The organism is Epibacterium sp. ABZ3_068 (assembly GCF_056159265.1).
Genome location: NZ_JBSWUV010000001.1, coordinates 2878229 through 2890338, shown reverse-complemented (window position 1 = coordinate 2890338; position 12110 = coordinate 2878229). Strand labels below are relative to the sequence as shown.

12 protein-coding genes and 1 pseudogene are annotated in these 12110 nt (G+C 55.9%); 7 read left to right on the top strand and 6 right to left on the bottom strand.

Going from position 1 to position 12110, the window contains the following annotated elements; genetic code table 11:
- Positions 1-192: 192 nt before the first annotated feature.
- From ACXAEW_RS13805 to ACXAEW_RS13795, 3 genes and pseudogenes are all read right to left on the bottom strand, one after another.
- Positions 193-656: pseudogene (locus tag ACXAEW_RS13805) on the bottom strand (transposase); the annotation flags it as partial.
- A 118-nt stretch (positions 657-774) separates the two neighbouring features.
- Positions 775-3282: a response regulator gene (locus ACXAEW_RS13800; protein ID WP_474941869.1), complete on the bottom strand. Its 2508-nt coding sequence runs from the start codon at positions 3280-3282 to the stop codon at positions 775-777.
- 15 nt (positions 3283-3297) lie between these two features.
- Positions 3298-3825 (bottom strand): putative pterin-binding protein, encoded by a 528-nt coding sequence (locus tag ACXAEW_RS13795; RefSeq protein WP_474941868.1) that lies wholly within the window; start codon positions 3823-3825, stop codon positions 3298-3300.
- A gap of 313 nt (positions 3826-4138) precedes the next feature.
- Between ACXAEW_RS13795 and ACXAEW_RS13790 the strand changes: the two genes are divergently transcribed.
- The 4 genes from ACXAEW_RS13790 to ACXAEW_RS13775 all read left to right on the top strand — a co-directional run bounded on the left by ACXAEW_RS13790 (position 4139) and on the right by ACXAEW_RS13775 (position 6307).
- Positions 4139-4753 carry a response regulator transcription factor gene (locus ACXAEW_RS13790; RefSeq protein ID WP_474941867.1) on the top strand — a complete coding sequence of 205 codons (615 nt, stop codon included), beginning with the start codon at positions 4139-4141 and terminating at the stop codon, positions 4751-4753.
- Between the two features lie 110 nt (positions 4754-4863).
- Positions 4864-5196, top strand: a complete 333-nt coding sequence (locus tag ACXAEW_RS13785; protein WP_474941866.1) for a TfoX/Sxy family protein — start codon at positions 4864-4866, stop codon at positions 5194-5196.
- A 185-nt stretch (positions 5197-5381) separates the two neighbouring features.
- Entirely contained in the window at positions 5382-5900 is a 519-nt protein-coding gene (locus tag ACXAEW_RS13780) for a type VI secretion system amidase effector protein Tae4 (protein ID WP_474941865.1), read from the top strand.
- Positions 5897-6307, top strand: coding sequence for a hypothetical protein (locus ACXAEW_RS13775; protein ID WP_474941864.1), 411 nt, complete (start codon positions 5897-5899; stop codon positions 6305-6307). The genes ACXAEW_RS13780 and ACXAEW_RS13775 overlap by 4 nt, the downstream gene beginning before the upstream one ends.
- A gap of 94 nt (positions 6308-6401) precedes the next feature.
- Here the strand turns inward: ACXAEW_RS13775 and ndk are convergent, their stop codons facing one another.
- Positions 6402-6824, bottom strand: coding sequence for a nucleoside-diphosphate kinase (gene ndk, locus ACXAEW_RS13770; RefSeq protein ID WP_153214227.1), 423 nt, complete (start codon positions 6822-6824; stop codon positions 6402-6404).
- 193 nt (positions 6825-7017) lie between these two features.
- Here ndk and ACXAEW_RS13765 point away from each other — a divergent pair, with 193 nt between their 5' ends.
- The 3 genes from ACXAEW_RS13765 to ACXAEW_RS13755 are packed head-to-tail and all read left to right on the top strand — an operon-like array spanning position 7018 to position 10126.
- Entirely contained in the window at positions 7018-8874 is a 1857-nt protein-coding gene (locus tag ACXAEW_RS13765) for an ABC-F family ATP-binding cassette domain-containing protein (RefSeq protein WP_474941863.1), read from the top strand.
- The gene (locus ACXAEW_RS13760; protein ID WP_474941862.1) at positions 8871-9503 is read left to right on the top strand and encodes a MarC family protein; all 633 of its coding nucleotides are present in this window, start codon (positions 8871-8873) and stop codon (positions 9501-9503) included. The genes ACXAEW_RS13765 and ACXAEW_RS13760 overlap by 4 nt, the downstream gene beginning before the upstream one ends.
- Before the next feature lie 41 nt (positions 9504-9544).
- On the top strand, positions 9545-10126 hold the full coding sequence (locus ACXAEW_RS13755) for a retropepsin-like aspartic protease family protein (RefSeq protein WP_474941861.1): 582 nt from the start codon (positions 9545-9547) through the stop codon (positions 10124-10126).
- On the opposite strand, the gene ACXAEW_RS13750 is transcribed toward ACXAEW_RS13755, so the two are convergent.
- Both ACXAEW_RS13750 and ACXAEW_RS13745 read right to left on the bottom strand, forming a co-directional pair.
- Positions 10123-10581 carry a DNA polymerase III subunit chi gene (locus ACXAEW_RS13750; protein ID WP_474941860.1) on the bottom strand — a complete coding sequence of 153 codons (459 nt, stop codon included), beginning with the start codon at positions 10579-10581 and terminating at the stop codon, positions 10123-10125. The two genes, ACXAEW_RS13755 and ACXAEW_RS13750, sit on opposite strands and share 4 nt — an antisense overlap.
- A gap of 5 nt (positions 10582-10586) precedes the next feature.
- Positions 10587-12059 (bottom strand): leucyl aminopeptidase, encoded by a 1473-nt coding sequence (locus tag ACXAEW_RS13745; RefSeq protein WP_474941859.1) that lies wholly within the window; start codon positions 12057-12059, stop codon positions 10587-10589.
- Positions 12060-12110 lie beyond the last annotated feature (51 nt).

Here is a 12110-nt window from a genome sequence, read left to right as displayed (position 1 = left end):
AACAGAGCCGTTAAAAGTCGGACGCTTTAGCTCAGCTCCCCGTCCTTTGACTACTCGGGAGGCCTTGTGAACATGGAAACGGGGCTAATGGAACGGGTGTAGTCTGAACTGGTGCGATTTGGAATCACAGCTTCGGATTATGCACGCGCCATTGCACCTGAGCGGACCGGTGAGAAAGCGCTACAACCAGCCTTCGTCCGCGCGAGCATTTTGGATACGTCGTTGAGTTGATCGATGTAGTCCCAGCCGACAGCAGGCGCGCCTCTCAGAAATGTTCTGTTGGTCGCGAACATGGTGAACAAAAGCACGAATACAACCGGGGCTCAGAGGCTCCGTCCGTTCAGGCATGAATTGACCCGCGAGATCAATTCCTAGATGGCCATCACTCCCTTTGCGGCTTCCGTCAGGGTCAGTCTATCCAACACCAGATCAGAAACCGCACATCGCAATCACTGATTCTCTTTCTGAAGCCGTTTCAGTTCTTTCAACTGATCTGCGCCTACGACGCCGAACTTCTTTTGCCAGCGGTAATAGGTTTGTTCAACAATGCCAATCTGTCTGATCGCATCGAGACCGGACATACCTTACCCCATCAGAACTTCAACCTGACGTAACTTCAAGACTATCTCTTCGGGCTTCGCTCGCTTGTTTGCAATTCGTGTTGCTCCGTTTCCTAAATATAGCGGGGAAACAGTTCAGTAGGGGAGAGACAGTCTCTCATTCGCTGGGTTTCAGACTCCATTTGAGCCCCTGTTGACCAATGGCCGTTCTAAATCATTCAGCTGCCATTTGGCCAAGTTCAGCCATCAAAACGGCGTCCGCCTCTTCCCAGACCTCACCAAAACGATCACAGGCTGGTGGGCGGTCCTCGGCTCCCATTTCGATATCCTGCAAACAACGGCGCAGACCTGTCAGCCCCAAAACCGCAGCGGATCCCGCGAGACGGTGTGATTCCGCACGCATTTCCCGAGAAATCTCTCCGCCCTCAGCCAAATCAGACGCGAAGGCCGCAATCTCATCAAGAAAACGCATCAAGAATTCCTGGGCCTTTTCGGCGCCAAGCGCTTCAAAGAACTGAGCAATATCAGATTCAACCTCTTCTTCGCTTGCGGTAACCTCACGTAGGGCCCGGCGGCCAATAACCTCGACCAGCTGACGTTTGCTGACAGGTTTCGTGAGGATTTCCGCGAAGCCTGCAGCCATGATCCGGCGATGATCATCCGCTGCCGCATGCGCGGTCAATGCTACCACACTCGTTTGTGGAGCAAGCTTGCGCGCCCTGATCCGGCGGATGGCCTCAATCCCATCCACTTCGGGCATGCTGATATCCATAAAGATGAGATCAAAATGATTATGGGCCACCAATGCAACGGCCTCTGCACCGCCGGACGCGGCGGTCACGTTATGGCCCATCAGCTCCAGCATTCTTTGCAAGAGTTCCCGATTGACGTCATTGTCCTCAACCACGAGAAGCCGGGTCGATCGGCGGTCCACATCGGCGCGGCTGATGACACCTGGGGTCGAGTTATCCACTACCGGCAATGGCGCACGAATGACAAATGTACTGCCTTCTCCCAGCTCGCTTTCACAGGTGATTTCGCCCCCCATCATACCCACCATACGGCGGGTAATGGCCAGCCCCAGACCGGTCCCCTCGCTCATCCGGCCGTAACTGGAATCAAGCGTCACAAAGTCATCAAAGATCCGCTCCAAATGTTCGGGCGCGATGCCCTTTCCGGTGTCAGCCACCTGAAATTCAACGAAATCGCTGCCCTCTTCGCGGCTGATGTCCACCATCACCCCACCTTCGCGGGTGAATTTGATCGCATTGCCCACAAGATTGAGAAGCGTTTGTTGGACGGCACGCGGATGCCCCTCTACGAAGCGGGATCCACCAAGGTTACAATACACTGACAGTTCGATCCCAGCCGATTGCGCAGCGGCCTGCTGGCTGGCCACCAGACCTTCGACCAGATCCACCAGATCGAAAGAAGTTGTTTCTTCCGGCAGCGCGTCCGCTTCCAGACGGGAGAGTTCCAGAACGTCATTAACGTGCTGCAGCAGCAACTCTGCAGATACACGCATGGCATTCAGATACTTGCGTTGAGACTGCGTTGGTTGCTCACTTTCCATAATTTCAATGGCCCCGAGAACACCTGTCAAAGGAGTGCGCATTTCGTGGCTCATTACAGTCAAAAGATTCGCTTTTGCCCGCTCGCCCGCCAATGCGTCATCTCGTGCAGCGCGCAGCTCTGCTTCCGCTTCATAACGATCAGAAATATCGCGTAGGAAGCTGACAAAAACAGCATTGTCTCCGGACAGCGTCGGGGTGATCGACAATTCGACCGGGAAGATCTCTCCCGATTTGCGAATGCCGCGAAGCTCAATACGACCGTTGACAGCAACAGGTGCAGCCCCGGCCCCCAAGAAAGGCCCCAGATCAGGGCTGTCTTCACCGTGATTGTGCGGAACAATAAGCTGCGACATATCCGAGCCCAACGCGTCTTCGCGACTGTATCCGAAAATGGATTGGGCTGCGCCATTGTATTCAATAATCTGGCCGTCACTGTTCATCACAAGTATCGCATCCAGGGAGGAAGACACCATGGCCTGCATACGCGCAGCTGTCCGCGTACTTCCGGCTGCCAAACTGCGCACCCGGCGATAGAGCACAACCAGCAATAAAACCGTCAATCCCAAAGCGGTGATCAGGACAAACACAACTGCCGCGAGCTGGGAAAGCATGCGATGCAGATCCAGACGTTTGGCTTCGTTCTCTTTGGCATAGATCGTGAGCCCCGCGATGGACAATTCGCGAATGTCTTTCCGGTTCTCAACCAGTTGCGCGCGGAACACATCCAAGTCCTGGAGGAGCTGATCATCTCCGGAATCAACGTACACAGCAAGTTCATCCAGACGCCTCTGCACGTGTTCAAGCAAGAGGTTGGCTTCTGGATTGCTCCGGAAGGGAACAAAAGCCACACTCTCGCGCACGGTGGTGATCCGGCTGTAGAACACGTCGAACGCGCGGCGTAAATCTTTGAGGTCCGCACGGCTCTCAACCTCGAGCGCGCTATTCTCAACCCTTAGAAATTCAACCTCAATCCGGGTCAGATTCCATCGCATATTGTCCGTTTGCGCCGTTGACAGCTCTTCGAGCCGATGGACAATTTTACTGCCAAGCCAAACGGATTCACCGAACAACAAGAGCAGAACTACAATTCCGAAAGCCGCGACTCCGCGGCGGTAGTTGCGTAATTTCCGCTCTTGCTGAGAATTCATGGATTTGACCTTCGGCTATTTCTTGATAATCAACTTTTCCAGCTGCCAGATGCTGCGAGAATATACGGCTTCTGTTCGGTACACCGGGTCGCTGTCGTAAGGGTAGACCACCCACAACGGCCCTTTTGCGCGGATGCTCATCTGATCGCCGTTACGCTCAAACGCGATGATAGGACCGCCATCCACCGCATCAGAAACCGGGATTTTGACCGAATATGCATTGATGGCCACAGCTTCAATTTCACCGGCTTCCAAACCCAGTTCCCCGATGAGTGCCACCAGAGGGACTCCGGTAAAGGACTGTTTTCCCTCGGTCCAGATCGTCTCAGTCTCAAATGAGGCGGCTGGCATGGCGCGCAGATCATCCAGAGTATAGCCGAGGCTTTGACTTACGGTGCCGTCTTGGTTCACGTATTCGACCGTAAGGATGTTTTCGCCAGCGGCCTTCGCCGACGTTGTCACTGCGGCAGTGGTTAGCGCTGCGGCCGTCAGTGCAAAAACGGCAAACAGAGTTGCTTTAGCCGCTTTGATAATTCCCTTCATCAAAAATACTCCTTCTTGAACAGATCCCGGGGATTACCCGCACTATCGCATAGGCACACCGTCGCTGCATGAGTCCGTCAGGTTACAGAGGTACTCTTTCGTATATTTATTTCGAACTTCTGAATCGAACGACTGGTCCAAGTTGAGACAGCGTAAAAAGCTATTTCAGACTAATCTAAAGTGCATAAACTTGAATATTTCGGAGGAAATGATGACGCAACTTGCTGTACAATCTTGGGATGAAGTTCAGGATTTTGAAACCAATTCAGAAATAGAATTGGATCATCTAACCAAGAGAAGGGCGTCATCCGACATGCGCATTCTGATTGCCGATGATCACGATATGGTCCGTGATACAATCTCTGCATATCTGTCTGCAGAGGGCGGAGCAGACGTCACCACAGCAATCGATTTGCCCTCCGCTCTGAACGAGATGGAAGTCAGCGGACCGTTTGATCTGGTGCTTCTTGATTACAACATGCCGGGAATGATGGGGCTGGATGGGCTATCGCGCGCTTTGGCTGCAAATGGCGGCAAAGGGGTCGGTATCCTGTCAGGCACGGCACCGGCGCGCACCGCCCAGGACGCATTGGCCGCAGGGGCAATTGGGTTTATTCCCAAAACCATGGGCGCAAAATCCTTGCTGAATGCGGTACGTTTCATGAGCGCTGGCGAAATCTATGTGCCTGTAGAACTGATGCGTGAACAAGCCGGTGCCGAAACACATCCGTTGGCCCAAAAACTGAGCCCGCGCGAATTGGAAGTTCTGGGCGGGCTGAGCCGGGGTCTTTCGAACAAGGAAATTGCGCGCGAACTGGACCTGCAGGAAGTGACAATCAAACTACACGTACGCACCCTTTGCCGGAAACTGGATGCCAAGAACCGCACCCAAGCTGCACTGATTGCCAAGGAAGCCGGTCTTTTCTGAACATAGACCTGCGCGCCACAAAAGGCGCGTGCGGCCCCCCCGTCAAATTTGTGCTCACCTGATCAGCTTTACGGGATGACAATGCGGAACACCCGGCATATGTTCCCGTTATGTCCAGTGCTATTTCTTCGATCCGAAACCTCGGCCCCGCCTTTGAGCAAGCCTGTCAAGCAGCCGGTATCCTGACAGCGGAAGAGCTGCGCGCGCTTGGTGCGGATGCGGCCTATGCTCAACTCCTGCGTTCAGGGACCAGGCCGCACTTTATTGGCTATTACGTGCTGGTGATGGCGCTTCAGGGCCGCCCGTGGAATGATTGTAAAGGCGAAGAAAAAAAGGCGTTGCGACAGCGCTTTGACACCATCAAAGCACAGGCCTTTGATAAAAACCTCTCAGAGTTTGAGCGTATCTTGGACAGTATCGGCGTGATCGAGCGACGCCGCTGATTGCCACAATTGCAACAGGCAATTGATGCTATCGCAACACGCGACTTCAACCAAAACGTCACAAATACTAACACCTACAAGTATTGAGGTTTACGACGGCCATCTTGTCCTACACTATGCGCCTGCTTTCATGCAAAAATGCATTCAAAACGCAGTTTTAATTATTTAAATTAAAGGATTATCCCATGGGAAATCAGCTCGGCACATCAGGAGCCACCTTTCAGGATGTTTGGGACGCCTATCCTGACGGCAACCCTTGCACCAATCCGACGTTCAGCAACCAATGCGCCATCAGGGTTTCACATGCGCTGATGGAATGTGACATCGACCTGAGCGGTTTCCGAGGCACCCGCTGTTGGAACGACACCAGCAAATACAACACCAAACATATCATCCGGGCTGAGGAATTTGCCAATTGGCTCAAGCTGACGCCTTTGCGCGGATTGGGCCCGACACTTTCGGTCTCCCCAGAACAGTATCAATCAGAGTTGGCTGGTAAAACGGGTATCGTTTTCTTTAAAGACTACTGGCAGCGGTCAAACGAGAGCGTGGCGAACCGCTCCGGCGATCACATTGACCTGTGGAACCGCAATCGCGCAACCGGGCAATGGTTCTCCTGGAGCCGAAACTTTTGGGAAACCGTGTCGCCTTCAACCAGCGATCAGAAGCAATCGCGCGAAGTGCTGTTCTGGAGTATCTCATGATCCAAAGTCTCGGCAGATTTGTACTCGCAGGAGTATTGGTGGCAGCGGGTGTCGCGGTGGGGCAGTTTGCCCCATTTGGCAAAGGCGCAGATACACCTTCCTCTGCTGTGTTTGACGCCGAGCTTGGCAAAGCTCTGTTTGCGGCCCATGCAATCGAAATACAGGAAACCGATTGCAATCTGTCTGCCGGTCAACCGGACACCATTGGTGATTTTCTGATGGGTTATATGCGGACACTACAGGTGCAAGGGCCAACCACTCATGAATGCGGCGGGCGCGGCAACGGGCTGTGCAGCTTGTCTTATGCGGTGCCTATGGGTGAGAAGACTGACACGAAAATTTTACTGTTTGAACGCAGCGCAACCGGTGAGGTTGTCGCCGACAGTGTGAGTTGCCTGGCCCAGTAAACCGGGCTGGTCACTGCCCAGAAAAAGGCCGCCCCATTCAAATGGGACGGCCTTGACATAAACTTTCACCTATTTGCGAAGTGACTGGTGCGGCTTAGCCGACCAGTTCGATACCCGCAAAGAAGTATGCGATCTCAACCGCTGCGGTTTCCGGTGCGTCAGAACCGTGAACAGAGTTTTCGCCGATGGATTCAGCAAACTCAGCACGGATGGTGCCTGCATCGGCTTCGGCTGGGTTGGTTGCACCCATGACTTCGCGGTTTTTTGCGATGGCGTTTTCGCCTTCCAGAACCTGAACGATCACCGGCTCGGAGGACATGAATTCGCACAGTTCGTCATAGAACGGACGCTCGGCGTGCACTTCGTAGAATTTGCCCGCTTGTGCTTTGGTCATGTGGATACGCTTTTGCGCAACGATACGCAGACCAGCTTCTTCGAACTTGGCGTTGATTTTGCCGGTCAGGTTGCGGCGGGTTGCATCGGGCTTGATGATCGAGAAGGTGCGTTCCAGTGCCATCTTGGCTCTCCTTAGCTGGTCTGCGGGGCCATCCCCGCAGCGTAAAACATCGCGCGCCGCCTAACATGGTTGCCCGCCCTTGGGAAGAGGCTTCATGCGGGGCTTGCGTGCCTTCCGGCACAGGCGGGGTAAATTGACCAGATTGGCCTGCATACGAATTGACAGTTCCCTGCCCCTGCGCCACACCCCAAATATGTTAAAGATCCAAGATATCACCTTCTCCATCGACGGGCGCACTCTGATTGAAGGCGCAACGGCGAATATCCCAACGGGCCACAAGGTCGGAGTTGTCGGGCGCAACGGCACCGGCAAGTCCACTCTGTTCCGGCTGATCCGAGGGGAGCTGTCGCTGGAAGGCGGCACAATTGAGCTGCCACGCCGTGCCAAGATTGGTGGGGTTGCGCAGGAGGTGCCCTCCAACGAAGTCTCGCTGATCGACACGGTCCTGGCCGCCGATAAAGAGCGTGCAGCACTGTTGGCAGAAGAGACCGAGGATCCGCACCGGATTGCGGAAATCCAGACACGCCTTGCCGATATTGACGCCTGGTCTGCCGAGGGACGCGCGTCATCCATCCTAAAAGGGTTGGGGTTTGACGATGAAGATCAGAAACGCCCCTGTTCGGATTTCTCCGGCGGGTGGCGGATGCGGGTGGCGCTGGCGGCGGTTTTGTTTGCTGAACCGGATTTGCTGCTGCTGGATGAACCAACCAACTATCTTGATCTTGAAGGGGCGCTTTGGCTTGAGGCCTATCTGGCGAAATACCCCCATACGGTCCTGATTGTCAGCCACGACCGGGGACTTTTGAACCGGGCCGTGAATGCGATTCTGCATCTGGAAGACAAGAAGCTGACGCTGTATCAGGGCTCATACGATACATTTGCCGAAACCCGTGCTTCGCGTATTGCAGTTGCCCAATCCGAGGCAAAAAAACAGGAAGCGCGTCGGGCTCATTTGCAAAAGTTTGTGGACCGGTTCCAGGCCAAGGCGTCCAAAGCAAAGCAGGCACAGGCGCGGGTCAAAATGATCGCCAAGATGAAGCCGATCTCGACTCCGCAGGAAGCGGCGATGCGCGCGTTTTCCTTTCCCGAACCCGAAGAGTTGTCGCCGCCGATTATCCATCTTGAGGGTGGCATAACCGGGTATGGTGACGTTGAGGTTCTGAAACGTCTGGACCTGCGCATCGATCAGGACGACCGGATTGCGCTGCTGGGGAAGAACGGCCAGGGCAAATCGACGCTGTCCAAACTGTTGGCCGACCGCCTGCCGCTGATGGCAGGCAAGCTCACCAAATCCAACAAGCTGCGGGTCGGCTTTTTTGCCCAGCACCAGGTCGACGAACTTTATGTAGACGAAACCCCGGTTGAGCACCTGCGCCGCCTGCGCCCCAACGAAGGGCCTGCAAAATGGCGCACACGGCTCGCCGGGTTCGGGTTGGGTGCCGATCAGGCAGAGGTCCTTGTCGGGCGGCTGTCTGGCGGTCAAAAGGCGCGGCTGTCCTTGTTGCTGGCCACATTGGATGCGCCGCATATGCTGATCCTCGATGAGCCGACGAACCACCTGGACATCGAAAGCCGCGAAGCACTGGTGGAGGCACTGACGGCCTACTCCGGTGCCGTCATTCTGGTCAGCCACGATATGCATTTGCTGTCACTGGTGGCGGATCGTCTGTGGCTGGTCTCGGACGGGACCGTAAAGCCATATGATGGCGATTTGGACAGCTATCGCGACTTCTTGCTGACTCAGAACAAGTCAAATTCCAAATCCTCCACCACCAAACCGGCCAAGCCCAAACCCAAACGCCCCAGCCGCGATGTAATGCTGGCGCTGCGGGCGGATGTGCGCAAATGTGAAGAACGCGTCGAAAAACTGACCGATATGCAGAACAAGCTGGACGCCAAGCTGGCGGATCCCACAATATATGAACCAGAGCGCGCGGATGATCTGGGCGTCTGGCAGAGGAAACATCAAGAGTGCATTGAGGCGCTCGACCGGGCCGAGACCATGTGGGAAAAAGCATTGGAAAAACTGGAGCGTGCAGAAGCGTTATGATTGATACCGCGTTTCTGATTACGTCCTTTGTGACGCTGTTTGTGATCATCGACCCGATCGGTCTGACGCCGATTTTTATCGCCTTGACCCATGGCATGACGGCGAAGCAACGGCGCCAGATCGCAATCAGGTCCATCCTTGTCGCCGGCGGCATACTGGCCCTGTTTGCCGTTCTGGGCGAAGCTGTACTGGGTTTTGTCGGGATTTCCATGCCAGCCTTTCGCGTGGCGGGGGGCGTGTTATTGTTCCTGACGGCACTGGACATGTTGTTTGAACGGCGCACCAAACGGCGTGAAGACACCAGCCAGCCGGGCGAAGAGGATGATTTTCACGATCCTTCCGTCTTTCCCTTGGCGATCCCACTGATTGCCGGACCCGGATCCATCGCAACGGTGATCCTTCTGACCGGCCAACAGCCGGGCTTTGTTGGGTTTGCATCCGTCATGGGGGTTGCGGCCTCGGTTCTGCTGATCCTGTTCGTTTTATGTCTGTCGGCAGGAGCGCTTGCGCGGGCTCTCGGCCAAACCGGGGTGACGGTTGTGACCCGGCTGTTGGGCATGTTGTTGGCCGCGCTGGCGGTTCAGTTTGTGCTGGATGGGTTGCAGGCATTTGGCTTTGCCGGATCGTAATGGTGGCCGTGCGCCCCTATCTGTTGTGACTGGAGGCATACATGGATTCATTTGAAACCGCTCATCTCGTCTACCTTGTGATTTTGCTGCTTGCGGTCCTGTCCTGGTTTGTGGCGCAGAACCGGCAGTCCATGAACCAGACCCTGCAGCAGATTGTGATCTGGGTGTTCATCTTTATGGGAGCCGTTGCGGGGTATGGCCTTTGGGACGATATCCAGGGCGATCTGGTGACGCAGCAAAGCGTCCATGCCGATGGCGGCTCGATTACCCTGCCCCGTGCCCGCGACGGACATTATTACCTGACAGCAGAGATCGACGGCGTGCCGGTTTTCTTTCTGGTCGATACCGGCGCATCCCAGGTGGTGCTGTCGATGAAGGACGCCGAACGCATCGGGTTGAACACAAGCGAGCTGCCATTTCTGAGCCGCGCACAAACTGCAAACGGAGAGGTGCGCACCTCTATGATCCGCCTGGATCACGTCTCGGTTGGTGGGTTTGAGGATCGGAACGTGCGCGCCTGGGTCAACGAGGGCGCGTTGGAGAATTCACTGCTGGGCATGAGCTACCTTCAGCGCTGGTCCAAGATCGAGATCCGTGACAATGCGCTGGTCCTGACACGCTAGCTTTCGGCCTTTTTCTCCCAACGGCCGCTTTCTTCAGACCAATACTGCGCACTACAACCTTCTGATGTCAGGGTTTTCCACTGAACACGGGCGCGTTGGACGGCCTCAGCATCGGTGCCATCAAACAGGATACACACCCGTTCCAGCCCGTTAACCTCATCCGCGCTGACATCTGCGCCATGAATGGCCATGACGCAGGCTGGGCCATTGGCGGCCTCGGACGAGGCCGTCAACAGGATCGGTTGCAGGGCATCATGGGGCCCGCCGGCCAGACCGTGGGGCAGAAAGCTGTCTTCGGCTCCCAACCACAGGCGGTCATCTAGCCAGGCCATGCGCTCCATCTCTTGGCCGCGCACCGCGATGCGCCACCCCGCCCCGCGCGCCTTGTCCAGAAGGACCGGTAAGGTCTCCTCCAGCGGGCGGCGGGTCAGGTGATAGAAATAGGCGGCCCCCATGTGATTTACTCCGACTCGTAGTGGTCCTGCACCAGACGGCTGAGCGCCAGAACGCCCCAGCCGGTGGACCCTTTGGGTGCGTAGGGTGTGCCTGAGGCAACCGATGCAACGCCCGCGATATCAAGGTGGATCCAGGGGGTGCCGTCCTTGATGAACCGCTGAAGGAACTGCGCCGCCGTGATAGAACCCGCCGGACGTCCGCCAATGTTTTTCATATCGGCAATCGGGGATTTCAGTTTCTTGTCGTAGGCCGCACCCAGAGGCATGCGCCAGGCCCCCTCCCCTTCGGCAGCGGCGGCCGATAGGAAGTTGTTGCAGATCGTGTCATCATTGGAGAATACGCCCGCGTTTTCATGGCCAAGGCCGATGATGATCGCACCGGTCAGCGTTGCAAGGTCGATCACCCCGGTTGGTTCGAACCGTTCCTGCGCGTACCACAGCACATCACACAGAACCAGACGGCCTTCGGCGTCGGTGTTGATGATCTCGACCGTGTCGCCCTTCATGGATTTGACCACATCACCAGGGCGCGTCGCGCTGCCAGAGGGCATATTCTCCACCAGGCCAACAAGACCCACAACATTGGCCTTTGCCTTGCGCAGAGCAAGCGCCCGCATGGTGCCTGCAACAGTGCCTGCGCCGCCCATATCCATGGTCATATCTTCCATGCCGGCTGCCGGTTTCAGGGAGATCCCACCGGTGTCAAAGACCACGCCTTTTCCAACAAGTGCCAGAGGCGCTTCACCTTTGGTGCCGCCATTCCATTGCATCACAACAACTTTGGACGGGCTGTCAGAGCCTTGGCCCACGGACAAAAGCGTGCGCATGCCAAGTTCTTCCAGTTGCTCTTCTTCCAGAACTTCGACGGTAAGGCCCAGTTCCTGCATCTCAACAAGTCGGTTGGCAAATTCGGTGGTGGTCAGCACGTTTGCCGGTTCGCTCACCAGATCGCGGGTCATATGGACGCCATCCGCCAGCGCAAGAACGGTGGCGATCGGGGTTTCCAGCGCCTCGGGTTTCTTATGCGCAATCACCAGTTCCGGCAGGGTGCCGCTGGTTTCAGATTTATGCGCATCAAAGGAATAAGAGCGCAGCGCAAAGCCAAGGGCCAGATCTTCAGCATTGGCCAGTGAACCAGCCATCAAGGTTACAATCTCTTCGCCCGCACGCGCCGCGAGTTTGGCACCTGCCCCGCGCAGCTGTTCCTGGGTTGGCTTTTTGGGCAGAATCACAACATCCAGCACCTTCACCAGAAGGCCAACAGGCCAGGCCAGAGACAGAACATCGCCGGCCTTGGCTTTTTTCAGGCCATCACCTTCGACCATACGCGCCAGCGCGCCCTTGCACAGACGGTTTGCAGACCGTGCGCCGGGGTCCAGATCGCCTTCGGGTGAGACGATGACGGCAAGACGACCGGTAACATCGCCCATGGTTTTGACGTCAAATTCAACGACACGGACTTTGGGTGATTGGCTCATGAAACTCCCCTTTGGTTCAATTTGTTACCCAGTGGTACCGTGGTCGGCCAG